Below are 26,201 nucleotides of genomic sequence, written 5' to 3' on the forward strand. Positions count from 1 at the left end.
CACGGCGCGAATGGCGACCGGGTTGGCCCACGGGCATGATGCACCCATGCAGCTCTATGTGCGTCACACCCGTTCGGCGCGAATCGTCGAACTGCCGCGCCCGATCTGCGGCAAATTGGCCGAGCACGCCGCGTCCCATCAAGTCGACCTCAACGATGTCCAGGTGTGGTTGACGCATAGCGAAAACCCGCCGGCCAGTTCGGCATTCGGCAAGCTGCTGCGGCGACGCGCCAATCCGGCCGATCCCGACGAGGAGCACTGGACCGCGGTGGTGCTGCATCCGACCCAACTTCTGGTGGCCACCGATGGGGCTAAGCGCGGGACCACGGTCATGTCCCTGCCGTTGGCGCGGGCGTCGATGGCCACCGAGGCGGTCTGCGACGATGCCGCCGGATTCACGATCACCGGCTTCGGCGGCGAGCAAGCCGGTAGTTACTACGTCGGGCTGGGGCCCGAAGCCGATGCGCTGCGCTGCGTTTCGGCGGTGCACGAGGCGATCAGCGCAGCCAAGCGCTAGGCCTTGTCGAGGGGGCGACGCGGCGCAATCTTGACCTGGCTACGATCACAATGCTAAGCAGGTGCTCAGCATTCACGGGCACGGGAGCGCCGGGCTCGATCAGGGTTGATCGGGAAGGGAATAGATGACTCTGCAGGCAGTACTGGACGACCTGGGTAAGCGCCCCGGATCGGGTGAGGTCATTGCGATCATCAATCCCGCGACCGAAGAGACCATCACCGAATTCACCGACTGCGGCGAAGACGCGGTCAACGAGGCGGCAGGGCGGGCGAAGGCATCGTTCGAGTCGGGTGTGTGGTCCGACCTTCCGGGCCGCGAGCGGGCGAAGGTGTTGTGGCGGATTGGCGAATTGATCGACCAGCACGCCGAGGAGTTCGCCCAACTCGATTCGCTCAACACCGGTATGCCACTGATGCAGGCGCAGTTGCAGATGTCGACCTGCTCGGAGTTCTTCCGCTATTACGCCGGTTGGTGTTCGAAGATCAACGGCGTCGCGTACGACGTGAAGACCGACGGTATCGCGACCGACACCTACGTCAACATGCACGCGTACACGCTCAAGGAGCCCTACAGCGTGGTGGGCCTGATATTCCCGTGGAACGGTCCGATCTTCAATGCGAGCGCGAAGCTGGCGCCGGCCCTGGCCGCGGGCGGCAGCCTGCTGGTCAAGCCCGCCGAGGAGACGCCGCTGTCGGCGGTGTTGTTGGACAGGCTCATTCACGAGGCCGGCGTGCCCGAGGGTGTCGTCAACTTGCTGACCGGATACGGCCACACCGCGGGCGCGGCGATCACCGCGCATCCCGACGTGCAGAAGGTCGCCTTCACCGGGTCGACGGAGGTCGGCAAGGCCATAGTGCGGGCGTCGGCCGACAACCTGAAAAAGGTGACGCTGGAACTCGGCGGCAAGTCGCCGGTGCTGATCTTCGACGACGCCGATCTCGACAAGGCGATCATGATGGCCTCGCTCGGCATCTTCGTGCACTCCGGCCAGGGTTGCGTGTGCGGGTCACGAATCTTCGTGCAGCGCGGCGTGTTCGACCGCGTCGTGGAAGGCATCTCGATGATGGCGAACTCGTTCAAGCTGGGCGCTCCCAGCGAAGAGGGCTGCGTCAGCGGCCCGCTGATCAGCCAGAAGCAGCTGACCCGGGTGATGGGCTACATCGACGAGGGCCGCAAGGACGGCGTCGAGGTGGTCACCGGGGGCCATCGGCTGGATCGCAAGGGCTACTTCGTACACCCGACAGTGCTCACCAACGTCGACCCTGCCATGCGGTTGTACCGGGAGGAGATCTTCGGGCCGGTGGTGAGCATCCTGCCGTTCGACGATGAGGACGAGGCCGTGGCGCTGGCCAATGACACGACATACGGCCTGGCGGCTACCGCGTGGACGGAGAACCTGGGCCGCGCTCACCGGATCATGAAGAGACTGCAGGCCGGCAGCGTTCAGGTCAACTGCCAGTTGGTCTTCGACCACGATGTACCGTTCGGCGGGTACAAGCAGTCCGGCTGGGGCCACGAGTTCGGCAGAGAGGGTCTCGAGATCTACCTGAAGACGAAGTCGGTCTGGGCCCAGCTGTAAATCCCTGCGCCACAACAAGATAGCTCCGAACCCTGGCGGGTTCGGAGCTATCTGCCCCTGCGCTTCAAGAACCTTTGTTGTACCGGGTCAGGAACCCGATGGACGCCACCGCCGCGGCGGTGCCGATCACACCCCACAGCACCAACTGGAAGGCCATCGCTCCGAAAAACCAGCCAAACGTCATTCCGATGTAGAGCATCCAGACCAGCCGGTACAGGCTCCAGACGGCGAGCAGGCCGGTGCTGATCCCGATGTACAGGCTCCGTTGGCGATCGACGCGGTTGATCTGCTCTTGGATGCCGGTCGGCACGATGTTCATTTGCTGTCTTCCTTTCGTGGGGCGCCACCTCCTTGGCGACGTCGATGCGACAAGTACAGCCGCCCACACCGGCTACCGATCCCAACAACGGGTCCACCGGTCACGCGCGGCCAAGGCGGCCCGCGCCGTTTCCTCGATCGGGCCCGTTGATCTCGACCAGGAATTGGCGATAACGCTCGGCATGGGCCGGGCGGCGTCGGATGGCCTGCCATCCGACAGCGAGCAGCACGAACCACGCGGGAAACCACGCCAGGGCGATCGCGGTGTCCGTGTCCGTCGTCAGCGTCCACGTGACGAAAGCGAAGAAGGCGAGCACGACCCAGCACATCACCCGGCCACCGGGCATCTTGAACGCGGAGTCCGCGTGGCGCTGTGCGTGCCGGCGGCGATAGACCAGGTAGCTGACCAGGATCATCGCCCAGACGAACATGAACAGTAGCGCCGAAATGGTTGTCACCAGTGTGAATGCACCGATCACCGAACCGCCGACGTGCAGCACGGGGATGGCGGTCAGCAGCAGTGCGGCCGTGACGAACAGGGCGGACGCCGGCACGCCGCCGCGGTTCAGCCGGCGGAAAACCGCCGGCGCGCTTCCTTCGTCAGCCAGACCGTAAAGCATGCGGCCGGTGGAGAACATCCCGGAGTTGGCCGAGGAACAGGCCGCGGTGATCACGACGAAATTGACGATCGACGCCGCACCGCCAAGACCGGCCAGCGAGAACATCGCGACAAACGGGGACTGGTTGCTGTCGAACCGCCGCCATTCGACGACGGTCAGAATCACCAGCAGCGCGGCGATATAAAAGATCGCCACGCGCAGCGGCACGGCGTTGATCGCGCGCGGCAGGGTGCGACGCGGGTTCGCTGTTTCGGCCGCCGCGGCACCGACGAGTTCCACGCCCACGAACGCAAAAAACGCGATCTGGAATCCGCCGACCATGCCCGTCAGGCCTGTAGCGAAGAATCCGCCGTTGTTCCAAAGGTTTTCGATCGTTGCGGGATGTCCCCGCGGCGAGACGAAATTGGTGGCCAGCAGGATGACTCCAACTACAATGACACCGATGATCGCGACGACTTTGATCAGGGCGAACCAGAATTCGATTTCCCCGAAGTTGTGCACGCTGAACAGGTTGATGAGCAGGATCAGCACACACGCGATCAGCGCCGGTAGCCAGGCCGGGAGACCGGGCCACCAGAACTGTAGGTAGCCCGCGATCGCGACGAGTTCCGCGATGCCCGTGACGATCCAGGCGAACCAGTACGACCACCCGACGAAAAACCCTGCCGCAGGACCTAATAGGTCGGCCGCGAAGTCGACGAACGACTTGTAGTTCAGGTTCGACAACAGCAGCTCGCCCATCGCGCGCAGCACGAAGAACAGGAAGAAACCGATGATCGCGTACACCAAGACCACCGACGGGCCGGCGCGCGAGATCGTTCGCCCGGCGCCCATGAAGAGACCGGTCCCGATCGTGCCCCCGATCGCGATCAGCTGAATGTGGCGGTTGGACAGGCCTCGGTGGAGCTGGGGCACAACAGCATTGAGCTCGGCGACGTCCTCGGCCATGTGTCACGTCCTAGTGGTTCCAAGCTGTTGGTAGCCACCAGCTAACCAATGTTGTAGCCAAACACGATAGTTCTTATCGTCTCGCACCGCTGCTGACCATTCCAATTGTCAACTGACGTACGCTGCGCTGCATGGGCTGGTTCCAGCGGGCAAAGAAAACCGGTGCGGGACAGCGGGTCACGAGGGCTGACCAGCAGCACGCGATCGACGCCGTTGCCGAACTCCACGCGCTGGGCGCCGATCGCGAACGGCTGCTGCGCGACGGCCCGGTGCGCGTCGATCCCGCGGATCACTGGACAGTTCTCGTCGTGGCGAGGCCGTAGGGCCTAACTCGACGTCTTGACCATGAGCTTGCCGACATTTTTGCCGTCGAACAGCATGTTGATCGCCGTCGGCAGCTGTTCGAAACCCTCCACCACGGTCTCGAGCGGGGTCAGCTTGCCCGCGGCGATCAGCCCGGCGATCTCGCTTGCCGCCTCGGGTGCGCGGCCCAAGTGGTCCAGAACGATGAAGCCCTCCAGCTTCGCGCGCTGGATCAGCAGGTTGCCGAATGCGCGCGGTCCGGGCGGTGGGTCTGCCTCGTTGTAGCCGGAGATCAAGCCGCACAGCGCCACCCGTGCGCCAATGTTGAGGCGCGCGAAGACCGCGTCCATGATGACGCCCCCGACGTTCTCGAAGTCGACGTCGATGCCGTTGGGCGTGGCCGCCCGCAGCTGGGCGAGCCAGTCGTCGGCGCGGTAGTCAACGGCCGCGTCGAACCCGAGCTCCTCGGTGAGCAGCCGGCACTTGTCCGGGCCGCCGGCGATCCCGACCACACGCGCGCCGTCGGCCTTGGCGAGCTGGCCGGCAACCGAGCCCACCGCGCCCGCCGCGGCCGAGACGACCACGGTCTCGCCGGGCTGCGGCTTGCCGATATCGCGGATCCCGACCCATGCGGTGAGCCCGGTGGTCCCGAGCGCACCCATGTAGGCGCTGGGTGAGATGCCTTCGGCGACGTCGACCGCGAACAACGGCATCGTGTCCGACACGACGACGTAGTCCTGCCAACCGACGAGACCCTGCACGATCTGGCCGACCGAATAGTTGGGGTTCTTCGATTCGACGACGCGGCCGAGTCCGCCCGCACGCATGACCTCGCCGATACCGACCGGAGGCAGGTAGGTCGGCGTGTCATTGATCCAGGTCCGGTTGGTCGGATCGAGCGAGATCCATTCGACGCGCACCAGTGCCTCGCCGTCCCCGATATCCGGGATCGCCTCCTCACTGAGCTCAAACGTGTTGGGGCCGATACGTCCGGTGGGGCGCTCACGCAATAGGAAGCGGCGATTTCGATCAGGCATGAGCGCACGCTACGCCGACGGCGGTGGCTGCTATAACCCAACCTATGGCGGAACACACGATTACCCACGTTTCCGATACCGCACGGTGGACGGCATTGCATCGGGCGAACGAGTCGGCTCGCCCCGACGCGCTGTTTCATGACTCGCTCGCCGGGATGCTGGCCGGTGAACACGGCCGCGCAATCGTCGCCAACCTGCCCCGATCGACGCGCAATGGTTGGTGGCTGGTCGCGCGCACCAAACTGATCGACGACGCGATCACCGAGGCCATCGCCAACGGTTGCGACCGGGTGTTGAATCTGGCGGCCGGCCTGGACACCCGGCCATATCGGTTGGACCTTCCCGCCGAACTCGGGTGGGTAGAGGCGGATTTACCGGCGTTGCTCGCGGAGAAAACACAAGTGCTTGCCGATCAGACACCGCGATGCCGGTTGAGCCGTACGGCCGTCGACCTGGCCGATCCGCAAGCCCGGGACGCATTCCTCGATGACGCGCTCGACGGCGCGCAGAAGGCTTTGGTGCTGACCGAGGGCCTCGTGGTGTATCTCGCCGAGGCCGACGTCATTTCGCTGTCGCAGGCGATCTCCCGGCCCGAGGTGGCCTGGTGGATGCTCGACTTCGCCGGTCCCGGTCTGCGAAAGATGATGAACAAGAAGATGCCGGGCATCCTGGAAAATGCGCCGTTCCTATTCGCCCCGGAAAATGGCGTGGCCTATTTCGAAGAGCTGGGCTGGCGCATCGTCGAAGTGGAATCGCTGCTTGTTGCCGCCCGCCGCTTCCGCCGCTTGCCGATGATCATGCGTCTGGCGGCACGGCTGCCCCAACCAGATCCGCGCCATCCCGGCAGCAGGCCATGGAGCGCGGCGGCCCTGCTGACTCACTGAACCAACGAGCCACCTCCGCAACCGATTCGGCGCCTTTCTGGCGCACCGATCGGGCGTTTCATTAATCCAGATCGTCTGGCATCTTACGAGCGGGGGACAAGACCGGAATGCGGACTATTCGCCCTGCCAAAGTTCGCCGCCGATCTTAGGATCGCGATATGCAGATCGCGGTCAAATTCGACCTGAGCTTCCAATACTGCGAGCTTGAGCAGTTGTGGCGCACGGCCGATCGCCTGGGTTTCGAAGCGGTGTGGGATTACGACCATTTCTACGGACCGCGGGAAAACACCGACCCGAATTACGAGGGCTGGACCTCCCTGGCCGCGATGGCCGCGGTCACTAAGCGGGCGCGTATCGGCTGCCTGGTGTCCAGCGTGACGTTCCGGAACCTGGCGGTCATGGCCAACATGGCGGTCACCGTCGACCACATCTCGGGTGGTCGCCTCTACTTCGGGCTTGGTGCCGGTTGGATCGCGGACGAACATCGCGCGTACGGAATCGAGTTTCCCGGCGCCGGCACCCGCGTCGCGATGGTCGACGAGGCGCTGACCGTGCTTCGCATGCTCTGGGCGCAGGACTCGGTCACCTTCAACGGGCAGTTCTTCACCCTCGAGAACGCGCTGTGCAAGCCCAAACCTCTGCAGCAGCCACACCCGCCGATCGTGATCGGCGGGAGCGAGCCGAAGATGCTGCGCGTGGTCGCGCGTCACGCCGACATGTGGAACATGCCCGGACACGAGGGGCCGCAGCGATGGGGTGCCGTCAACACCCAGCTCGACCAGGCGTGCGCCGAAATGCAGCGCGCGCCGGGCGAGATCCTGCGCTCGGCACAGCTGTCGCTGCATCCGGCCGAAGCCGGCCAGGTGGATGAACAACTGGCCTTGTTGCCGGAGTTCGACTCGCTCGGTTGCGAGCAGATGGTGCTGGCCTTCCGCCAGCCACCAACCGAGGCATTGCTAAAACGCTGCCTAGCTTTCGATTCCGGTACGCGGCCGATCGTGGCTATCTAACGCGCCACCCTTTCCATGGCGGCTCGCGTAGGGGATTGTTAGCCCGATGAACGCGTCTCGAGTTGCTGTAATGCCAATCGCCGTCCTGGCGATGTTCGGGTTCGCGGGACCGGCCGCTGCCGATCCGCCACCCACTCAGCAGATCACCACGGTGGCCGTCGGGTCCAAGGGGCAGCCCGTCAACGGCTTTCACGAGACTCCGCCCGACGGGAACCTCGCCGTAGTCAGCGACTGCGTGGCGTCACCCGCGGCAATGGCGGACGACGTCTACGCGTGCTCGCCGAGCGTGGCCGGTGCCGCAACCTGTTGGCCGTCAACGCCGGGATCGCTGCTGTGCGTGGACGATCCGTGGGACCAGCGTTTGCATCGGGTCGCCTATAACGGTCAGCTCCCGCCGGTGCACCCGCCTGCCTCACCGGAACCGTATGCGCTCGTTCTCGACGACGGCACCCGCTGCTTGCTGCGTAACGGCGGGGCCTGGGGCGGGCGCGACGACGGCTACGTCGCCGGTTACGGGTGCAGCAACGGCGGCCCTAATCCCGCGGTGTTGTGCCTCCCGGACGCGAAGTCCTGCATCGACGACCGCACCGGGCCGACGTGGACGGTCAAAATCGGTCAGCTGGGCGCGGGGAACCCGCACCTTCCGCCACCGCAGACCCGCGCGGTCGCGAGCGCATGGTTCGCCGGGGACCGCATCCCCGGCTGACGCGCCCGGCTACCAGACGCGTATCCAATCGACGAGCATGTCGGCGGGGTAGCTGCCCGGCCCGGGATCGCCACCGCCGGAGCCGGCAACGGCGAGGTTGAACACTGGATACACCGTGTAGCCGGGGCCGTTGAACGGCCAATCCGGCAGCGAGCTGGCGGGCACGTCGAAATACGGCTGGGCGCCGTCGGAATAGTCCTTCCAGAACCTGATGCCGGCCTCGTCCCACTGGCATCGCCAGGTGTGCCAGGCGCTGTCGACCGCGATGTTGTGGGTCTTCCACTCGCCGCCGTTCGCCTTGGCGTGGACGGTGCTCGCAGACGGCCAGCTGCCGTTGCCGTACCACTCCATCACGTCGATCTCGCCCTGATCGTCGTTGCCGAGCCAGTACGCGGGCCAGGCGCCGGGGGTCAGGCAGTTCAGTTTGACCCGGGTTTCCCAGGTGTGGCCGACGCCGCCCCGCCACAGGCTTTGCACCTTGCCACTGAAGTAGGTGGGGCCATCCTTCGCGGCACGCAGGACGAGGTTGGAATTGCCGTCGACGAACACGTTCTTGCGGTCGTCGCGGTACTGCCCGATGTGCTCGGGCAGCTCCCAATACGTCGGGTCTTTGATCGTCTCGCGCGCTTTCGCGATGGCCCACTTTGACGGGTCGGGGGCCGAACCGGCCGGACCATCGAACTCGTCGGAGAAGATGTAGCTTCCGGCCGGCCCACTGGGCGCGTTGGGCGGCGGGATCCGGCCGGGATAAGCCCTGGCCTCGGGGATGGGGAGCGCGGCGGCCAGCACGCCGATCCCGGTCGTCAGCATCATCCGGCGACGGTCCATCTCAGGCATAAGCAAGCGACGATAGCAGCCCGGGCGGCACCGGGTCGAAACAGAAATTGTGTCGGTGGCCGTCGCTAGCATTTGGATCGCTGTCGCCCGAAACGGACGGCGGAACGGCACTAGCTCGGGATTTGGGATGAATTCACGGTCAATTCTCATGATCACGCTTGGTTTGGTCTCAGGATTGCCTGGGCATCCTGGACACGAACAAATAACACGTCCATTGCTTTGCGGTTGAGTCGGTTGCGCTGAGAGGAGCTGACGATTATGGCGAATGCACCAGGTTCGGCGGTAATTTTCCTTCAGTCACACCCGGCTTGGATCGCAGCCCGGCGACGCGATCGCGAGCGCGCCGAATCCATGCGTCGTCACCCCTCATTTCGGGGCCGCCGAGGTGCTGCCGAGATTGACCACGCGGTCGGCGTCGGTGGCCGTCACTTCACGGTTTATTCGAGCGGCGATACTCCCGCGTAAAGCATTCGCGCGGCCCGACACCGAATGATCGGTCGGGGCCGCAGCGCAGTCAGGAACGCATCACCACCGCCAGATCCTTAAATCGAAGCCGAAATCATCGGCGTTGCCCTTCTTTGATCCCAACCCGTTTACAGGCGCGGTCCCGTCTACTACGCTTTGTAGTAGACGGGATTGGGAGACAAAGATGTCCAACGACTCGAATCCGCTGCCGGCGGACCGTTGCCTGACTGTCGCGATGATCGCGTTCATGGCGGCATTCGGACTGCATGGCGTCGATCATTTTCGACGCGGGATGACGGCATCTCCGCCCGCAGTCATGGTCGGCGGGATGATCCAGGGCGTTTTCGTCGTTGTCGCGTTGGTGCTGGTTCTGCGACAACATCCTTCGGCGCCCCTATTCGCGTCCCTCGTTGGTTTAGGCAGTGCCGCACTGTTCACCTATGCGCACATCCTGCCGACGTTTCTGCCTGACTATCAGGACAGCTTCAGCTACGGGCCGCGCGTCAATGTCACATGGTTCTCCTGGCTTACCGCCGCCGGCGAAATCGGAGCCGGGCTGACACTCGCCTACATCGGCTTTCGGATGCGAAAGGCCGCCAATCAGCTTGCGCGACAAGGTGATAGAGAATGCTGCACATCGAAGAGTACGTCGGCATAATTCTCGGTGTGCCGCAAACACACCGAGCGAGGGCGTTAGCCAACCCGCATCAGCCGCACAGCGCGGTTGTTCACGAGCTGCAGCGCTACATCGAAGCCCATAATCCCGACGCCAGCGGCGTCAACGTGGTGAGCGCGACGGACGCGGGCCAAGACGACACGAGCCACCAGCCAGTCAGGCACTGGTACCACGTCACCTACGAAGCCGCAGGTGTGCGTCACCGCACGCCTGATGTCGATCACGAGGCATGAGTTTCGGCTTCGGGATGCGCGTGCGATCTCAACGCCAGAACACAGTCGCGGCCCTGCATGATGTGCTCGGCCATCAGCGCCCCGGCCCGCTCGGGTTCACCGGCCGCGATCGCGTCACGCACCATTCGATGGAACAGGTTGGACCGTTCCCTATCGCCCCGCGATTGATTTCGGAACACCTGATATACCAACGGAATATCAACCGCGTGCACGAGCAGCACGGACAGCCTTCGATGGCCCGAACCCTCGACAACGCAATGATGAAAAGCGCTGTTGGCGGTCGTGATTCGGCGCAAACCCGCATCCAGCGAGCCGCTCGACACCAACTCGATTCCCGCGTCGAAGTCCGCGATCGCCGCGTCGAGGGCTGCGATTCCCTGGGCATCCATCCGGGTGGCGGCACGCTCGGCGGCCAGCGATTCCAGCCTCGCGCGTAGCTCGTAGTGGTCGCGGATGTCGGCCTCGGACATCGTCGCCACCACTGCGCCCCGGTTGCGCTCAATGACAACCAGGCCGTCGGCGGCCAAGGCCCGCAATGCTTCTCGTACCGGGGTACGAGACAGCTCGAACATCTCGCCGATTCGCTGTTCGACCAGCCGTGAACCCGGCTCGAAGTCACCCTCTGCTATCGCGCGACGGATCAGCCGGTAGGCCAGGTCCGACCGGCCGTCGATCTCGGTCATCTCAGTCGCCCCCGGACGTCGCGGCGCCGATGTCGAGCACCCCGCCGCCTTCGGGGTCGTCGACCTCCACAATCGGGTCGTCGACGTCGTCGAACTCCAGGCGCAGCGCCCGCGACATGATCGCGTGCATGACGTACATCGTTGTGGTGTAGGTGAATTCGAGAATCTCGGTGTCAGCGAATTCTTCGCGCAGTTGGGTGAACAACCGCTCGGGCACCCGGCCCTGCTGCCCCGCAAGGCAATCCGCGTAGGCAAGCAGCAGGCGCTCGGTGTGATCAAAGCAATCAGCGGTCTGCCACGACGGGATCGCGGCGATCTTCTCCTCGGATATCCCGGCCGACCGGCACGCCTTGCAATGCTGGGAGTACACGAACTGGCTACCGACCACCCAGCCCGCCCTGATCTGGCCCAGCTCACGGTGATCGGGCCGGATGCTGACTTCTTCGCGGTACAGGCGAAAGCCGCGCACCGCATGACGCAGCGCGGCGGGGGACTGCGCCATCACCGTCCACCAATTCCCTGGAGTACCGCCGACGGCACCCGGTTGAGCCACCGGGTCACGGTCGCCGAACATGAAGTCGTACATCTTGAGCGTGAACTCGTCATCGACCTCACCTCTGGGAACGGGATTCAGGCGCGGCATTGCGGGTCCTCTCGGCGGGTGCAGATTGCATTCAATCCCAGCCTCAGTGGCCACGTCAATGCACTTCGCGGCCCGGCTGCACCCCGGATTGCGTACAGTCCGGCCTAGATCGGCAGCTTTGGTCGGCCGATCCCGGTCGTGCGACGTAGCCTTAGCGCCATGAGTCGCGGCGACGGGCCAGCATGCGAGTATCTGCGCAGCACTGGGCGAATCGCCATGGCACACAGGGGATTCACGTCGTTCAAGTTTCCGATGAACACGATGGGTGCGTTTGACGAGGCCGCCAAGCTCGGATTCCGCTACATCGAGACCGACGTGCGTGCCACCCGAGACGGTGTGGCGGTGATCCTGCACGACCGCCGGCTCCCGGCGCAGTGCGGGCTACCGGAAACAATCGACCGCCTGACATGGCGGGAAGCCCGGACGGCGGATCTCGGTGCGGGGCAGACCATCCCGGCACTGGAGGAGCTCCTGGTCGCACTGCCTCAGATGCGGGTCAATATCGATATCAAAGCCGAGTCGGCCATCGAACCCACGGTCGCGGTCATCGAACGCCTCAACGCGCACGACCGAGTGCTGGTCACGTCGTTCTCCGACCGGCGTCGCCGCCGCGCGTTGGGTCTGCTGACCAAACGGGTCGCGAGTTCGGCGGGCACGGTCGCCTTCCCTGCACTCGTGGCCGCGAAGACCCCGGCCGGCCGCGCGTACGCCTGGCGGCTGCTGCACGACAGCGACTGCCTGCAACTGCCGCCGCGACTGGGTCGGCTGCCCGTCATCACGCCGACGCTGGTCCGGGCCGCTCACGCCTCGGGACGTCAGGTGCATGCGTGGACGGTCGACGACCCGGCGGTCATGGGTGCCCTGCTCGATATCGGCGTGGACGGCATCATCACCGATCGCGCGGACCTGCTGCGCGACGTGCTGATCGCCCGCGCCGAGTGGCTCTAGTTGAGCTTGCCGGCGACGAAGTCGGCGGCCTGGTTGGCCATGCCGGCGTCGATATACGCGCCGGCCAAGTGCTGCGGCCAGTTCTCTTTCCAGGTGTTCGGGTCGGCCGGGTTGCAGATCGGGTCGGCGCCGTGGCACAACTCGATGGTCCGGTCGTTGTAGGTCGGGTTGAAGTTCGTGATCGGCCCCACCCACTGGCTGCCATTGCCGAACAAGGCGACCGCGGCGATGTGCTGGTCCATGCCCGCCGGCAGCGGGCTGTCGAAGCCGAACGCGCCGATCGGCGCCGCGAGCACCACATCGGTCACCGCCGCTCCGAGTGAGTAGCCGCCGAGCACGAGTCGGGTGTCCGGGCAATTGGCGGCCATGTCCTGGATGTGGTGACTCATGTCGTTGGCGCCGATGTCGACCTGCGTATCGGCGGGATACTTGACGGCATACGAGCCGAAGCTCTTGTTGCCGACCTTGGATTGCAGCGCGTTGATGAACGCGTTGCCGAGTTGACCCGGCCCCGGCGATTCGTAGCGGCCGCGGGCGAATACCACCTGAACCTGAGGACAGCTGGCCGCCGCGGACGGCACGGCACCCAGCGTTCGGAAGGGCAGCACCGCCGGAGCCAATATCAGTGCGCCCGCGATCATGACCGCCGCCAGGCACACACCACACGATTTGAGGGGAGGTAAAGCGCGCACAGCACGATGTTAGGACGAACCCGGCGCCTGCGCCTGGCGGGGTGAACGGCTCGGCATACCGACTCTGACCACGCTGTCGGTCAAAGCACGCCGGGCGATAGGTTCAGCTGATGAGCAACACCAACAGCAGCGCACCCGAGCGCTTGTTCGCACTGGCCGAACAGGTCACCGGCTTCATGCCCGACGACGAAGGGCGCGCCCTCTATGACGCGGCGCTGCGCTATCTGGACGGCGGTGTCGGTGTCGAGATCGGTACCTACTGCGGCAAATCCACCTTGCTGCTCGGTGCGGCGGCACAGCAGGCGGCCGGTGTGCTCTACACGGTGGACCATCATCACGGCTCCGAAGAACATCAGGCCGGCTGGGAATACCACGATGCCACCTTGGTCGACGAGGTCACCGGACTGTTCGACACCCTCCTGACGTTTCGTCGCACGCTCGACGCCGCCGGACTGGACGACCACGTAGTCGCCATCGTGGGCAAATCACCGGTCGTGGCCCGCGGGTGGCGGTCACCGCTGCGGTTCTTGTTCATCGACGGTGGCCACTCCGAGGCCGCGGCCACCGAGGACTTCAACGGATGGGCGAAGTGGGTGCAAGTCGGCGGGGCCCTGGTCATCCACGACGTGTTTCCCGATCCAAAGGACGGCGGGCGGCCACCCTATTACATCTATTGCCGCGCAATAGATTCCGGCCAATTCCGAGAGATCTCCGCCCTCGGCTCGCTGCGGGTGCTCGAACGCACCAGCGGTCAGGTCGGCGAGCCGATCGAAATTACCGACCCGGGCCGGTAACCACGCACTCGCAATCGAAGTCGGTCTGCAGACCCAGCGGCAGGTCGTGGCCGCGGAAGATCCCGGCACCTCCGGTGGTGTCCGACAGCGCATCTGCCGCCAAGATCACCGCCGCGCCCGTCCACGCCGTGCGCTCCTCGGGCCAGCGCTTCCCGTCGGCGAATACCAAACCCGTCCAATACGAGCCGTCTTTTTCCCGCAGATGCTGCATTGCGGCGAATTGCCGGTGCGCGACCGACCGTTGACCCATCGCCTCGAGCGCCATGACCAGCTCGCAGGTCTCGGCGCCGGTCACCCATGGCCGGTCGTCGACGCAGCGGATGCCAAGGCCGTCGACGACAAAGTCGTCCCAGCGGTGCTTGATACGGGCGGCGGCGGCCGGGCCCCGCAGCGCGCTGCCGAGGATGGGGTAGTACCAATCCATCGAGTACCGGTCTTTTTCGGTGAACGCCTCAGGATGCGCGACCAGCGCATGGCCCAGCCGGCCCAAGGCCAGCTCCCATTCGGGTTGGGGATCGCTCACCAGAGCGGCCAGCGCCAATGCGCACCGGATGCTGTGATACACGCTGGCGCAACCGGTGAGCAGGGCTTCACGCACCGGGCCGGTTTCGCTTCGCGCCCAACAGATCTCGCCGTAACCGACCTGCAGGTCGATGACGAAGTCGATGGCCTTGTGCACCATCGGCCACATCGATGCGGCGAAGGACCTGTCACCGGTGACCAACACGTAATGCCAGACGCCGGTGGCGATGTAGGCGCAGAAATTGCTGTCGCTGTTGGCGTCTTCGATTGTTCCCGAACGAAATTGCAGCGGCCAGGATCCGTCCGGCCGCTGATTACGCCGGCTCCACTCGTAGGCGGCTCGGGCCGGTTCCAGTAATCCGGCCGCGGTGAGCGCCATGGCCGATTCGACGTGATCCCACGGGTCGGTGTGACCGCCGTGGAACCAGGGGATGGCACCCGATGATTCCTGCTCGGCGGCGATGGACAGGGCCGTCTGGCGACACTGCTCCGGACTCAACACACCCGGAACGGCCGGTGGGCTATATCGACGCAACTGAACACCCCAGAGTTGCCTCGGTTCCCGCCTTCTGCGCTTTGGTGAAGTACATCGCCACGCTCTTGCCCACCAGCGGGTTGAGCACCGACTCAGCGAACCGGGTGAGCCTCGGGCGCTGCATCAGGTCCCACACCAGAAGCTTGTGGTAGGCAGTCACCGCCGGATGGTCGCTATTATCAACTCCAACAGCACATTTCAGCCACCAGAACGGCGCGTGCAGCGCATGCGCATGATGCGAATGTGTTAATTCCAGGCCATTGGCCGCGATCTTGTCCCGCAGTTCACTGGCCCGGTAGATGCGGATATGGCCACCCAGATTCGCGTGGTATTCGTCGGACAGCAGCCAGCACACTTGTTCGGGAAGCCAGCGGGGCACGGAGACTGCCAGCGTCCCACCGACTTTGAGCACCCGGACCAATTCCGCAATCGCCGCGTCGTCTTGGGTGACATGTTCCAGAATCTCGGATGCGATGACGCAGTCGAACGTCTCGTCTGGATACGGCAAGCTCAACGCGTCGCCGACGACCGCCTCCGCCGTTGCCGCGGCGGGCGCTTCGCCGTTTTCGGCCATTGCGCGAAGAATGGTTTCCACGGACTTCAACTCGGCCTCGTCACGGTCGAACGCGATGATGTCGGCACCGCGGCGGTACGCCTCGAACGCGTGCCGACCGGCTCCGCAGCCCACGTCGATCACCTTGCTGGAAGGCCCGATGCCAAGCCGATCGAAATCGACTGTCAGCATTGCAGTTCGCCTTGGGTGAGGGCACCTCGTGCGATCGCGCGCTCATAGATCCGCACGGTCTGTGCGGCGACGGCTTCCCAGCTGAACACGCTGACTGCGCGCGCGCGTCCCGCCTTGCCGAGGCTACGTCGCTTTTCCGGCGAGTCGAGGAGCTCGCCGAGTGCGCGGGTCAGCGCGTCGACGTCGGCGGGCGGGACCAGCTCGGCGCAGGCGCCGTCGGTCCCGAGGACCTCGGGCAGCGCACCTACCCGGCTCGCGACGATCGGGGTACCACTCGACATCGCCTCCACGGCGGGCAGCGAAAACCCTTCGTAGAGCGACGGTATGCAGGCCACCTCAGCCGAGGCGAACAAGGCGGCCAGTTCGGCGTCGGTGAGTCCACTGGTGATATGGACGATGTCCGAGATCCCCAGTTCTGCGATGAGCTTGTGGGTGGGCCCATTGGGTTCCACCTTGGCGACGAGCCGCAACTCGACATCGCGGTTCACCCGAGTCTTGGCGACCGCGTGCAGCAGGGTGCTGACGCCCTTCAGCGGCGTGTCGGCGCTGGCGATCGCGATTACCCGGCCGCGCTGACGTGGACCCGAACCCGGTTTGAACAGCTCGGTGTTCACGCCCAACGGCACCACGTGGAGTTGCTCGGGCAACACACCGAAATCGGAGACGATGTCGGCGGCCGAAGACGACGAGACCGTCAAGAGCTCCGGAATCTGACGCGCCACTTGTTGCTGCATGTCCAAGAACCCGTACCAGCGGCGTACCAACGGCTTTCGCCACCATTTGGCTGCGGCGACATCGAGCACCCGGTCACGGGTGATGGGATGGTGCACGGTGGCCACCACCGGCATTCCAGTGGCCGCGATGGTCAACAGGCCGGTTCCCAGACTCTGATTGTCGTGGACGACGTCGAATTCGGATGCGCGCTCGGCCAACAGACGCGCGACGCGCAGCGTGAAAGTCCGCGGTTCGGGAAAGCCCGCCGTCCATACGGTCAGAAGTTCCCGAAGGTCGATCGAATCGTGGATCTCGCTGGGCCGGGGGATCCGGAACGGGTCGGGCTCTCGGTACATATCGAGGCTCGGCACCTCGGTCAATCGCACCCGAGGATCGAGCAATTCCGGATACGGCTGCCCGGAAAACACTTCGACATCGTGACCGAGTTCCACCAGACCGTGGCTGAGATGTCGTATGTAGACGCCCTGTCCGCCGCAATGGGTCTTACTACGGTAGGACAGCAAGGCAATTCGCATACTCAACTCTTCTTTGCTGGTTAACGAACGCGGAGGGCGCCGAATCCATTGCGATCAACGGGCTCCCGAACTCCGTGACAGCAAACTGGACATGTGTCCAGACTATAGTTCGATCAGCTAATCGACGCAACGCGCCATCGGTGCCCTTCAATACTAGGTAGCGGCGATTTTCGTCGGACGTCGAGGTCCGTTGAATAACTGGTCCCGGTCGCGTGGAGCCCACCGAGAGTCGTAACATGTTGTGAGGCAATGGTCGGCGCGGTGCCGGACCAGACGGCGGCCTTGTTTGCTGGGACGCCCGCCGCTGGCGCCGTCGTTCAGCGATCGAACAGGTCGGACAGGGCGTCGGAGACCATGTCCTCGGGGTCTTGGTCGATCTCGACATTCCGCAGCTCGCCCTCGATGGCAAGGGATGCGATGCCATGCACCAGCGACCACAGCGGTCCTGCCACCTCGCGCGGCGCCCGGCCGCGCAGCAACCCGGCGGCCTGGCATCCGGCGATCGCGTCAAGCAGGACTCCGAACGCTTGACCAGCGGCGACAGCCAGGTTCGGATGCCTGGTTTTGTCGGTATCCGCACCAAACATGACCCGATACTGGTCCGGATGCCCGATTGCCCAGCGGACGTAGGCGCGACCGATTTCGACCAGCCTGTCGGTCGGCCCTGACGCGACATCGACGCCCGCGGTCAATGTGGCGTGGAGGTCGATAAACCCCTGCTCGGCAACGGTAGCGAGCAGGTGGGCTTTGTCGGAGAAGTGCCGGTATGGCGCCGCAGCGCTGACGCCCGCCCGCCGGGCCGCCTCGGTCAAGGTGAAGCCCTTGGGCCCCCGCTCGGCCACCAGCGACAGCGCGGCACTGGTCAGCGCGCGTTTGAGGTCGCCATGGTGGTAGCTGTCCCGGCGCGCCTTGGCCGCCGTGGGGGACTTCTTTCCGGACATGTTGACGACATTAACATGGTTGGCCTATGTTAATCACATTCACATGTCCGAGAGGAGCGGAAATGTCATCTCAACCAAGAACAGGCTGGGCGGTGATCACCGGTGCCAGCTCCGGTTTTGGCGCGGTCTTCGCCGACCAGCTGGCCAGGCGCGGCTTGTCATTGCTGCTTGCCGGACGCGACGAGGACCGGCTCAACGCGGTAGCGCAGCGGGCCCGTCAGGCGGGCCCCGTCGAGGTCGAACTGGTCGTCGGCGACCTCGGCACCGAGGACGGCGTCGCTGCGCTCGCGGCCCGCCTGTCGGGGCGGACGATCGAGGTGCTGGTCAACAACGCCGGGTTCGGCACCTACGGCCGATTCGCGGAACTGGACGCCGACCGCGAGCACCAGCTGGTGGCGGTCAATGTCGACGCGCTGGTCCGTCTCACCCACGCGGTGCTGCCCGGCATGATCGCCCGCGGTCGCGGCGGCATTCTCAACGTCGCCTCCAGCATCGCGTTTGTGCCCGGGACCTATCAGGCGACCTACGGCGCCTCGAAGGCGTTCGTGCTGTCACTCAGCCAGGCCCTGTGGGCCGAAACCCGCGGGGCGGGCGTCACGGTGACCGCGTTGTGCCCTGGACCGACCCGCACGGGATTCGTCGACGCGCTGGGATCGGATGTGTCGCACACCGCGATCTACCGGCACCTGGCCGCACCCGAACCAGTGGTGGCCGCCGGGCTGCGCGCGCTCGACCGAGGCCGCGTCGTCGCGGTTCCCGGGTGGCGCAACCGGATCATGACCGCCGGTGGCCGCTTCTCACCAGGCTGGCTTTCGGCCTTGATCAGCGCCCGCATGCTGCGGCCCGCGGCCGCCATGACCCATGCAAGCCGCTGAGATGCCCGGCAAAGTCTTCACGTTCGAAATCAACTGGATGACAAGCGCATCGGCCGCCACGCTGCTGACGCCCAATCTCGCGGGAGGCACCGACATCCGCTGGACGGGGTCCTTCACTGAAGGTTTGCGCGGCACGGGACAAATCATGCGCGTATTTCTACGCGGCGTGGTCAGTTTCCTTGCCAGTCGCCTCGTGAAAGCGGCTGAACGCCGATAATTTACGTCACACGAGACAACCTTCGCGACGAGTGCTCCGAATCAGGTTCAGTCACGCGGTAATTCGCGATACGGGTGAACCATTCGGCCAGTCCGCGCGTGGCTAGATATTGGAAGCTATACCTAGCAGACCCGGTAGGAGCCATCGTGAATGCTGTACTAGGAGCGCGCTATCACTTCATCGTGTGCGGAGCGGGATCGTCGGGTTCGGTCGTCGCCGCACGATTGGCGGAGAACCCCGATGTGACCGTCTTGCTCTTGGAGGCCGGCGGCAGCGATGAGGCGCCCAGCGTCACCGAGGCCAACCAGTGGCCACTGAACCTGGGCACCGACCGCGACTGGGGATTTGCCTCGGAGCCCGATCCGGGGCTGAACGGCCGCTCGATCCCGTTTTCGATGGGCAAGGTGCTCGGCGGCGGTTCCAGCATCAACGTGATGATCTGGGCGCGCGGACACCGCAGCGACTGGGACCTTTTCGCGTCCGAATCCGGGGAGCCGGCCTGGGGTTACGAGCCGGTCCTGGATTTGTTTCGGCACCTCGAGGACTGGCACGGCACGGGTGAGCCGAATCATCGCGGCACCGGAGGGCCGGTCTTCGTGCAGCCGACGCCCGACCTACACCCGGTCGCCCTAACGGCGGTGAAAGCCGCTAGGACACTGGGGATTCCGACCTATCAGAGCCCCAACGGCCGACTGATGGAAGAGATGCGGGGTGCCGCAATCACCGACGTGAGATACCGCGACGGCAAGCGTCTTTCCGTTTTCCGCACCTACACGGCGCCCCATCTTGAGAAGCCAAACCTGACCGTGGTGCCGCATGCCCTGGTGACGCGGGTGACCTTCCAGGGCGATCGGGCCACCGGCGTCGAAGTGATCCACGACGGCGCAGTCCACCACATCACGGCGGACACCGAGGTGGTGTTGTCCCTCGGGGCGATGCATACCCCCAAGGTGCTGATGCGGTCCGGTGTAGGCGACTCCGACGAGCTGCATCGCGTCGGAGTCAGAGTCCGTCAGCACCTGCCCGGGGTGGGACGCAACTTTCAAGACCACTACGGGTTCGGCTGCGTATGGGAGTTTTCCGAGGACTACCAAGCCAGCACCCAGGCGGGAGCGGCCTTGTTCTGGGACTCCGGTCTCGGTGACGTCGATGGACCGGATCTCTTCGCTTGCCTGGGCGCGTTCCCGATGGCCACCCCGGAGAACATCGCGAAATACGTCGTGCCGCAAAACGGCTGGACCTTGTTCGGCTCACTGACGCATCCGAAAAGCCGCGGCCGGCTGCGACTCACCGGGCCCGATGCGCACGACCCGATTCGGATCGAAGCGAACGCGTTGTCGGATCCACACGATGTCAAGACGGCGATCGCCTGCATTGAAACCCTGCGCGAAATCGGCAATTCCGCTGAGCTGCGGCCGCTTGTTACCAGGGAAGTCATGCCGGGCAACCTGACCGGCGACGAGCTGGAAACGTATTTGCGCGACGCGGTGACCACTTATTGGCACGAATCGGGAACGGCGAAGATGGGCCGCGACTCGATGTCGGTGGTCGACGGGCGGCTCAACGTCTATGGCTTCGAGAATCTGCGCGTCGCCGACGCGTCGATCATGCCGCGCATAACCACCGGCAACACGATGGCACCCTGCGTCGTGATCGGCGAGCGCGCCGCGCAGTTCATCAAGGCCGAACATCGGCTCTGACATCAAATGATGTCGGGCCGCAAACCAGTCCGCCGCGCATACTGCAACGAATCCCTGACGACCAATCATCAACGCCTCGATAGGAATTCGAAATCATGTTAGAAGTCATCGACAAGGGTCAGCCCAGCGAGGAGCACCCACACCCGTTGCTTTTCGTGCACGGCGCCTTCCAGGCTGGATGGAGCTGGGATGTGCACTTTCTGGACTACTTCGCCGATCACGGGTTTCACGTCTTGGCACCCAGCCTTCGGGGTCATGGCTCGAGTCCAGCGGACAAACCCCTTCGCCTGTGCTCGATCTCGGACTACGTCGAAGACGTCACCTCGATTGCCAAAACCCTTGCGCCGCAGCCTGTCCTGATCGGGCACTCGATGGGCGGATTTATCGTGCAGAAGTACCTGGAAAACCACGACGCCCCCGCGGGTGTCCTGCTGGCCGCCGCACCGCCACGCGGACACCTGCGCACCCTGTTGCGGGCAATGCGCAAACACCCTTGGGGCTGCCACAAATTCGCCGTCAGCGGCCGGCCCGCCGACATGTACGGCGGGACACTCGCGGGTGCGCGCGGGCTGCTCTTTGCGCCGTCGACGCCGGAATCCCTGGTAGCCGAAAGCGTGGCGCGTCTCCAGCCGGACAGCACGCGCGCGATCATCGGCGACATGGTCGCCCTCAACCTCGTCAAGACCGCACGAGTGAACACGCCCCTGCTGGTGGTCGGGGGAGAGCACGACGAGATTTATCCTCCCTCCGTCGTGCACAAGACGGCAAAGGCCTATGGCACCCGCGCGACGATCATCCCCGACATGGGGCACAGCGTGACGCTGGAACCCGAGTGGGCGACCCTTGCCGGCCACATGGTGTCCTGGCTGAAAGAACAGGGACTGTAGCCGGCTTTGCTACGATCGCGCCGTGCCCGATTCGGCTGCGCCACGATCTCTTTCACGACGCGATGCCCTGAAGTACGCGTTGTCACCGGCGCTGCTGAGTGTGGCACCGCTGGCAACGCCCTTCGGCATGCGGCAGGCGTCCGCCGCCGACATCCAGCTGATTGACTTTGCGGAGAAAAGGATCGCACCGGACGAGATCAAGGCGGCGGGCTACGCCGGAGTGATCAACTACGTCTCCGCGGAGCGACCGGGAGCCCATTTCGAGGCCAAGCCCCTCACCCGCTGGTACGCCGACTCGTTACGCGCCGCGGGCCTGCACATCGTCAGCAACTTCCAATACGGCAAGCCCGGTTGGCCGGCCACCCCGTCGGATCTGACCCGCGGACACGACGGCGGTGTCGCGGACGCTCAAACGGCTCAGCAGCTGCATGCCGCGGCAGGCGGGCCGAATTCGGCGCCGATCTTCTTCAGCGTCGACGACGATATCGACCAAAACACTTGGAATAGCCTTGCCGTCGAGTGGTTTCGGGGAATCAACTCGGTCCTCGGCGTGGGCCGCACCGGTATCTACGGCCACTACAACGCGTGTGGGTGGGCTATCAGGGACGGGGTGATCGGCACCTCGTCCAGCCCGGGGCACCGCTGGGCGTGGCAAACTCGGTCATGGTCGCACGGCCAGCGCGAGCCGATGGCGGTGCTGTACCAGGCGGTCGTCAACAGCCCGTCGAACCCCGGCCCGCTGCTGGGCGGGATCAACGTCGATGTGGACGACGTTCTCGCGGCCGACTACGGACAGTGGGATCTCGGCCGCTGAGCCGTCCCTACATGCCCAGCGGCACCGAATTGTTGGTCGCCTGGGGCGTCGTCGAAGCGATGAAGTTCTCCAGGATGTCCGCCACGGCCGCCGGCGCCTCGACGTGCGGGAAGTGTCCGACGCCTTCGAGTACCTCAAGACGGCTGCCATCCAGCGCGTCATGGGCGGCGTAGGCGTGCGCGACGGGAATGATCCGGTCCTGGTCGCCCCAGATCAGCACCGTGGGTAAACCGGCGGCGACATGCAGCTTGTTGAGCGCGCTGACGGCCTGACCGCGGTAGTCCACGACGGAGCGCAAGGTGCGCAGGAACGCCTGGCGGGTCCGCGCATCCGACAGTGAGCAGTACGCCTGCCACATCTCGCCGGCTCGCGGCGCGCGGATGCCGGCCGAGGTCAGCCACGAGCCCAGCTTGTTGCCGAGGTTCAACACCGGTCGCGGCGCGACGATGGGCAACAGCAACTCCGCACCGGGTGCGGACAGCATCCGCAGCACCGGACTGAGTTCCGGGCCGAGGCCGCCGCTGCCGATCAAGGCCAGGCGCTCGCAGTAGTCGCGGTGCTGATGGGTGAACTGCATCGCGATGCCGCCGCCGAGCGACTGCCCGACCACGGTGGCACGGGACACGCCGAGTTCGTCGAGCAGATCACGCAGCGAGACCGCGAATGCGCCCAGTGAGTAGTCACCGCGTGGCTTTGCCGACTCGCCGTGACCGAGCAGGTCAGGCGCGATGACGCGGTATTTCTTGGCGAGCTGCGGGATGATCGCTCGCCAGGTGGCCGAGCTGCCTGCCATTCCGTGGATCAGCAGCAGCGCGTGGCCGTGGCCCGCTTCGCGGTAGGCGATCCGGTCGCCGTGAAGTTCGAGGTAGCTCAATTCGCTCATAATCAGACCGTTTGCCCCAGCCTTGGTGGTAGTTGGATACACCGGCGATTACCCAAGAATACGCAACTTACGCCTTCGTAGGTTACTGGCGGGTAATAGTGTGGCAGGCCTCACGCGTCCGACGCGTCCACCACGAAATGACGACACCCCGCGAGCTGGGCGGGCCCGCGGGGTGTCGCTTCGTGCTGATGATCAGGTCACTTCAGGTCGTATCGATCGTTGTTCATGACCTTGACCCACGCGGCGACGAAGTCCTCTACGAACTTGCCCGCGTTGTCGTCCTGCGCGTAAACCTCGACCAGCGCGCGCAGCACCGAGTTCGACCCGAACACCAGGTCGTTCGCGGTCGCGGTCCATTTCAGCGCCCCCGAGGCCCGATCGCGGCCCTCGTAGACGTTCTCCTGAGTCTCCGACGGCTTCCACTCCGTGCCCATGTCGAGCAGGTTGACGAAGAAGTCGTTGGTCAACGCGCCCGGCTTGTCGGTGAACACGCCGTGCTTGTTGCCGCCGTGGTTGGCACCGAGAGCCCGCAAGCCGCCGACGAGCACCGTCAACTCCGGGCCGGTTACACCGAGTAGGTAGGCCCGCTCCAGCAGCAGCTGCTCGAGTGGGGCCTTCTCGCCCGGCCGGGCGTAGTTGCGGAACCCGTCAGCACGCGGTTCGAGCACCGCGAACGACTCCACATCGGTGTTCTCCTGGGTGGCGTCGGTGCGGCCCGGTGCGAAGTGCACCGCGATGTCGTACCCGGCCTCCTTGGCCGCCTTCTCGACCGCGGCAGAGCCGGCCAGCACGATGAGGTCAGCCAGTGAGATCTTCTTGCCGCCCGAGGCCGAGGCGTTGAAGTCCTGCTGGATCTTTTCCAGCACCGGCAACACCTGGTCCAGCTCTGAAGGCTCGTTGACTTCCCAATTCCGTTGCGGCTCAAGGCGAATACGTGCGCCATTGGCTCCACCGCGCTTGTCGGTGTTGCGGTAGCTGCCGGCAGCCGCCCAGGCGGTCTTGACCAGCTGGGGTACCGACAGGCCCGATTCGAGCACCTTCTTCTTCAGGCCGGCCACGTCCTTGTCGTCGACGAGCTTGTGGTCAACCTCCGGAACCGGGTCCTGCCACAACTGCGGCTCCGGAATCCAGGGGCCGAGGTAACGCGAGATCGGTCCCATGTCGCGGTGCAGCAGCTTGTACCAGGCCTTGGCGAACGCCTCGGCCAGTTCGTCGGGGTTCTTCAGCCACCGCTGGGTGATCTCGCGGTAGATCGGGTCCTCACGCAGCGAGACGTCGGTGACCAGCATCGTCGGCGCCCGGCCCGGCCCGCCGAACGGGTCGGGGATGGTGCCCGCGCCGGCGCCGTCCTTGGCCTGGTATTGCCACGCTCCGGCCGGGCTCTTCACCAGCTCCCACTCGTAGCCGTACAGCGTCTCCAGGAACGTGTTGTCCCACTTGGTCGGGGTGGGCGTCCAGACGACTTCCAGGCCACTGGTGATCGCGTCCTTGCCCACGCCGCTGCCGTAGGAGCTCTTCCAGCCCAACCCCTGTTGTTCGATCGGAGCGGCCTCCGGCTCGGGGCCGACCAGGTCGGCGTCACCGGCGCCGTGGGTCTTGCCGAAGCTGTGGCCACCGACGATCAGCGCGGCCGTCTCTTCGTCGTTCATCGCCATCCGGCCGAAGGTCTCGCGGATGTCGATCGCCGCGGCGACCGGATCCGGTTTACCCTCGGGCCCTTCGGGATTCACATAGATGAGACCCATCGTGGTGGCACCGTAGGGCTGCGCGAGGTCACGCTTGCCGGAGTAGCGCTTGTTGGTGCCAAGCCACTCGCCCTCTTCACCGAACAGGATCTCTTCGGGCTCCCACACGTCTTCGCGACCGAAGGCAAACCCGAAGGTCTTGAACCCCATGGATTCCAGAGCCACGTTGCCGGCCAGTAGCAGCAGGTCCGCCCACGAGATCTTGTTGCCGTGCTTCTTTTTGACCGGCCATAGCAGCCGGCGGGCCTTGTCCAGGCTCGCGTTGTCCGGCCAGCTGTTCAGCGGGGCGAAGCGCTGCATGCCCTGACCGCCACCACCGCGGCCGTCGAAGATCCGGTAGGTACCGGCGGCGTGCCAACTCATCCGGATGAAGAAGCCGCCGTAGTGGCCGTAGTCGGCGGGCCACCAGTCCTGAGAGGTGGTCAACACCGAGATCAGGTCGGCCTTGACCGCTTCGACGTCAAGCTTGGCGAACTCCTCGGCATAGTCGAAGTCATCACCGAGCGGGTTGGCCTGAGGCGAATGCGGGTGCAGCCTCGATACGTCGATCTGGTTGGGCCACCAGTCCTGGTTCGTCAGGGGAGCGTCGCCCTTGGGCTTGGGCGAGGGAATTGCCGGGTTCTCGCTTTCGCTCGTGCTGGACGTATCGGCGTCCGGCTGCGGCGGGCGACTCTCGGAGATATCTGATGACACAGCATTCCTTTCCAGTGGTGGGTGATTGGGCTGTGATCACGACCTGTGATCAGGAATCCGCGGTCGAACAGTCGGGGCACAGGCCCCAATAGATGACTTCGGCCTCATCGAGCACGAAGCCGTCGAGAGCGTTGTCGTCGTCGGCTGGCGTCAGGCACGGGGCATCGCCGACCGCGCAGTCGACGTCGGCGATCACCCCGCAGGATCGGCACACGACGTGATGGTGGTTGTCGCCGACCCGGGATTCGTACCGTGCGACCAGCCCCGACGGCTGGATGCGCCGAACCAGGCCCACCGCTGTCAGGGCATTGAGTACGTCGTACACGGCTTGGCGCGAGACGTCGGGGAGACCGGTCCGCACCGAGGAGAAGATCGTCTCGGTGTCGGCATGAGGATGGGCGTGCACTGCTTCCAGGACGGCGATCCTGGGCCGGGTCACACGCAGCTCGGCCGAACGCAGCCGCTCCGCGTAGTCCGACGTTGACGACACAACGCCAATAT

The 26,201-nt window shown here is 65.0% G+C and carries 28 protein-coding genes and 1 pseudogene; 15 read left to right on the forward strand and 14 right to left on the reverse strand.

Features of this window, described 5'->3' with window-relative positions; all coding sequences use genetic code 11:
- Window positions 1–46: 46 nt before the first annotated feature.
- Window positions 47–517: a hypothetical protein gene (locus tag AAHS21_RS11895; protein ID WP_342927850.1), complete on the forward strand. Its 471-nt coding sequence runs from the start codon at window positions 47–49 to the stop codon at window positions 515–517.
- Window positions 518–641: 124 nt separating this feature from the next.
- On the forward strand, window positions 642–2,096 hold the full coding sequence (locus AAHS21_RS11900) for an aldehyde dehydrogenase family protein (RefSeq protein WP_342927851.1): 1,455 nt from the start codon (window positions 642–644) through the stop codon (window positions 2,094–2,096).
- Window positions 2,097–2,160: 64 nt separating this feature from the next.
- Here the strand turns inward: AAHS21_RS11900 and AAHS21_RS11905 are convergent, their stop codons facing one another.
- Together AAHS21_RS11905 and AAHS21_RS11910 are read right to left on the reverse strand one after the other, a co-directional pair.
- Window positions 2,161–2,415 (reverse strand): hypothetical protein, encoded by a 255-nt coding sequence (locus AAHS21_RS11905; protein ID WP_342927852.1) that lies wholly within the window; start codon window positions 2,413–2,415, stop codon window positions 2,161–2,163.
- A gap of 100 nt (window positions 2,416–2,515) precedes the next feature.
- A complete protein-coding gene (locus AAHS21_RS11910; RefSeq protein ID WP_342927853.1) occupies window positions 2,516–3,982 on the reverse strand; it encodes an amino acid permease in 1,467 nt (488 codons plus the stop codon).
- A 131-nt stretch (window positions 3,983–4,113) separates the two neighbouring features.
- Between AAHS21_RS11910 and AAHS21_RS11915 the strand changes: the two genes are divergently transcribed.
- Window positions 4,114–4,305 (forward strand): hypothetical protein, encoded by a 192-nt coding sequence (locus tag AAHS21_RS11915; protein WP_342927854.1) that lies wholly within the window; start codon window positions 4,114–4,116, stop codon window positions 4,303–4,305.
- Between the two features lie 3 nt (window positions 4,306–4,308).
- On the opposite strand, the gene AAHS21_RS11920 is transcribed toward AAHS21_RS11915, so the two are convergent.
- Window positions 4,309–5,322: an NADP-dependent oxidoreductase gene (locus AAHS21_RS11920; RefSeq protein WP_342927855.1), complete on the reverse strand. Its 1,014-nt coding sequence runs from the start codon at window positions 5,320–5,322 to the stop codon at window positions 4,309–4,311.
- 44 nt (window positions 5,323–5,366) lie between these two features.
- Between AAHS21_RS11920 and AAHS21_RS11925 the strand changes: the two genes are divergently transcribed.
- From AAHS21_RS11925 to AAHS21_RS11935, 3 genes are all read left to right on the forward strand, one after another.
- Window positions 5,367–6,206, forward strand: coding sequence for an SAM-dependent methyltransferase (locus tag AAHS21_RS11925; protein ID WP_342927856.1), 840 nt, complete (start codon window positions 5,367–5,369; stop codon window positions 6,204–6,206).
- A 158-nt stretch (window positions 6,207–6,364) separates the two neighbouring features.
- Window positions 6,365–7,216: an LLM class flavin-dependent oxidoreductase gene (locus tag AAHS21_RS11930; RefSeq protein WP_342927857.1), complete on the forward strand. Its 852-nt coding sequence runs from the start codon at window positions 6,365–6,367 to the stop codon at window positions 7,214–7,216.
- A 70-nt stretch (window positions 7,217–7,286) separates the two neighbouring features.
- Entirely contained in the window at window positions 7,287–7,922 is a 636-nt protein-coding gene (locus AAHS21_RS11935) for a hypothetical protein (protein WP_342927858.1), read from the forward strand.
- A 9-nt stretch (window positions 7,923–7,931) separates the two neighbouring features.
- On the opposite strand, the gene AAHS21_RS11940 is transcribed toward AAHS21_RS11935, so the two are convergent.
- On the reverse strand, window positions 7,932–8,759 hold the full coding sequence (locus tag AAHS21_RS11940; protein WP_342927859.1) for a glycoside hydrolase family 16 protein: 828 nt from the start codon (window positions 8,757–8,759) through the stop codon (window positions 7,932–7,934).
- Between the two features lie 700 nt (window positions 8,760–9,459).
- Between AAHS21_RS11940 and AAHS21_RS11945 the strand changes: the two genes are divergently transcribed.
- Together AAHS21_RS11945 and AAHS21_RS11950 are read left to right on the forward strand one after the other, a co-directional pair.
- The gene (locus AAHS21_RS11945; RefSeq protein WP_342927860.1) at window positions 9,460–9,882 is read left to right on the forward strand and encodes a hypothetical protein; all 423 of its coding nucleotides are present in this window, start codon (window positions 9,460–9,462) and stop codon (window positions 9,880–9,882) included.
- Window positions 9,852–10,133, forward strand: coding sequence for a hypothetical protein (locus AAHS21_RS11950; protein WP_342927861.1), 282 nt, complete (start codon window positions 9,852–9,854; stop codon window positions 10,131–10,133). Before AAHS21_RS11945 ends, AAHS21_RS11950 begins: the two co-directional genes overlap by 31 nt.
- On the opposite strand, the gene AAHS21_RS11955 is transcribed toward AAHS21_RS11950, so the two are convergent.
- The gene (locus tag AAHS21_RS11955; protein ID WP_342927862.1) at window positions 10,121–10,816 is read right to left on the reverse strand and encodes a GntR family transcriptional regulator; all 696 of its coding nucleotides are present in this window, start codon (window positions 10,814–10,816) and stop codon (window positions 10,121–10,123) included. The two genes, AAHS21_RS11950 and AAHS21_RS11955, sit on opposite strands and share 13 nt — an antisense overlap.
- Before the next feature lies 1 nt (window position 10,817).
- Complete coding sequence (locus AAHS21_RS11960; protein ID WP_342927863.1) at window positions 10,818–11,459, reverse strand: carboxymuconolactone decarboxylase family protein; 642 nt, start codon at window positions 11,457–11,459, stop codon at window positions 10,818–10,820.
- Window positions 11,460–11,618: 159 nt separating this feature from the next.
- On the opposite strand from AAHS21_RS11960, the gene AAHS21_RS11965 reads away from it, so the two are divergent.
- Complete coding sequence (locus AAHS21_RS11965; RefSeq protein WP_342927864.1) at window positions 11,619–12,407, forward strand: glycerophosphodiester phosphodiesterase; 789 nt, start codon at window positions 11,619–11,621, stop codon at window positions 12,405–12,407.
- On the opposite strand, the gene AAHS21_RS11970 is transcribed toward AAHS21_RS11965, so the two are convergent.
- Complete coding sequence (locus tag AAHS21_RS11970; RefSeq protein WP_342927915.1) at window positions 12,404–13,048, reverse strand: cutinase family protein; 645 nt, start codon at window positions 13,046–13,048, stop codon at window positions 12,404–12,406. The two genes, AAHS21_RS11965 and AAHS21_RS11970, sit on opposite strands and share 4 nt — an antisense overlap.
- A 161-nt stretch (window positions 13,049–13,209) precedes the next feature.
- Between AAHS21_RS11970 and AAHS21_RS11975 the strand changes: the two genes are divergently transcribed.
- Window positions 13,210–13,893, forward strand: a complete 684-nt coding sequence (locus AAHS21_RS11975) for a class I SAM-dependent methyltransferase (protein WP_342927865.1) — start codon at window positions 13,210–13,212, stop codon at window positions 13,891–13,893.
- Here the strand turns inward: AAHS21_RS11975 and AAHS21_RS11980 are convergent.
- From AAHS21_RS11980 to AAHS21_RS11995, 4 genes are all read right to left on the reverse strand, one after another.
- Window positions 13,874–14,950, reverse strand: a complete 1,077-nt coding sequence (locus AAHS21_RS11980; RefSeq protein WP_342927866.1) for a prenyltransferase — start codon at window positions 14,948–14,950, stop codon at window positions 13,874–13,876. The two genes, AAHS21_RS11975 and AAHS21_RS11980, sit on opposite strands and share 20 nt — an antisense overlap.
- Window positions 14,937–15,695 carry a class I SAM-dependent methyltransferase gene (locus tag AAHS21_RS11985; RefSeq protein ID WP_342927867.1) on the reverse strand — a complete coding sequence of 253 codons (759 nt, stop codon included), beginning with the start codon at window positions 15,693–15,695 and terminating at the stop codon, window positions 14,937–14,939. Before AAHS21_RS11985 ends, AAHS21_RS11980 begins: the two co-directional genes overlap by 14 nt.
- Window positions 15,689–16,945: a glycosyltransferase family 4 protein gene (locus AAHS21_RS11990; protein ID WP_342927868.1), complete on the reverse strand. Its 1,257-nt coding sequence runs from the start codon at window positions 16,943–16,945 to the stop codon at window positions 15,689–15,691. The genes AAHS21_RS11985 and AAHS21_RS11990 overlap by 7 nt, the downstream gene beginning before the upstream one ends.
- Before the next feature lie 317 nt (window positions 16,946–17,262).
- Window positions 17,263–17,886 carry a TetR/AcrR family transcriptional regulator gene (locus tag AAHS21_RS11995; RefSeq protein ID WP_342927869.1) on the reverse strand — a complete coding sequence of 208 codons (624 nt, stop codon included), beginning with the start codon at window positions 17,884–17,886 and terminating at the stop codon, window positions 17,263–17,265.
- 62 nt (window positions 17,887–17,948) lie between these two features.
- Here AAHS21_RS11995 and AAHS21_RS12000 point away from each other — a divergent pair, with 62 nt between their 5' ends.
- The 5 genes and pseudogenes from AAHS21_RS12000 (at window position 17,949) to AAHS21_RS12020 (ending at window position 22,379) form a co-directional block, all read left to right on the forward strand.
- The gene (locus tag AAHS21_RS12000; protein ID WP_342927870.1) at window positions 17,949–18,761 is read left to right on the forward strand and encodes an SDR family oxidoreductase; all 813 of its coding nucleotides are present in this window, start codon (window positions 17,949–17,951) and stop codon (window positions 18,759–18,761) included.
- Between the two features lie 61 nt (window positions 18,762–18,822).
- Window positions 18,823–18,978 (forward strand): annotated as a pseudogene (locus AAHS21_RS12005) (SRPBCC family protein); the annotation flags it as partial.
- A gap of 146 nt (window positions 18,979–19,124) precedes the next feature.
- Window positions 19,125–20,678, forward strand: a complete 1,554-nt coding sequence (locus AAHS21_RS12010) for a GMC family oxidoreductase N-terminal domain-containing protein (protein ID WP_342927871.1) — start codon at window positions 19,125–19,127, stop codon at window positions 20,676–20,678.
- 95 nt (window positions 20,679–20,773) lie between these two features.
- Window positions 20,774–21,565, forward strand: coding sequence for an alpha/beta fold hydrolase (locus AAHS21_RS12015; RefSeq protein ID WP_342927872.1), 792 nt, complete (start codon window positions 20,774–20,776; stop codon window positions 21,563–21,565).
- Window positions 21,566–21,692: 127 nt separating this feature from the next.
- On the forward strand, window positions 21,693–22,379 hold the full coding sequence (locus tag AAHS21_RS12020; protein ID WP_342927916.1) for a DUF1906 domain-containing protein: 687 nt from the start codon (window positions 21,693–21,695) through the stop codon (window positions 22,377–22,379).
- A gap of 7 nt (window positions 22,380–22,386) precedes the next feature.
- On the opposite strand, the gene AAHS21_RS12025 is transcribed toward AAHS21_RS12020, so the two are convergent.
- The 3 genes from AAHS21_RS12025 to AAHS21_RS12035 all read right to left on the reverse strand — a co-directional run bounded on the left by AAHS21_RS12025 (window position 22,387) and on the right by AAHS21_RS12035 (window position 26,190).
- Entirely contained in the window at window positions 22,387–23,262 is an 876-nt protein-coding gene (locus AAHS21_RS12025) for an alpha/beta fold hydrolase (RefSeq protein WP_342927873.1), read from the reverse strand.
- Window positions 23,263–23,459: 197 nt separating this feature from the next.
- Window positions 23,460–25,700: a catalase/peroxidase HPI gene (gene katG / locus AAHS21_RS12030; RefSeq protein WP_342927874.1), complete on the reverse strand. Its 2,241-nt coding sequence runs from the start codon at window positions 25,698–25,700 to the stop codon at window positions 23,460–23,462.
- A 49-nt stretch (window positions 25,701–25,749) separates the two neighbouring features.
- On the reverse strand, window positions 25,750–26,190 hold the full coding sequence (locus AAHS21_RS12035) for a Fur family transcriptional regulator (protein WP_342927875.1): 441 nt from the start codon (window positions 26,188–26,190) through the stop codon (window positions 25,750–25,752).
- Between the last annotated feature and the right edge of the window lie 11 nt (window positions 26,191–26,201).

Origin of the sequence: Mycobacterium sp. 050272, from assembly GCF_039023525.1 — a bacterium.
Lineage (GTDB): Bacteria > Actinomycetota > Actinomycetes > Mycobacteriales > Mycobacteriaceae > Mycobacterium.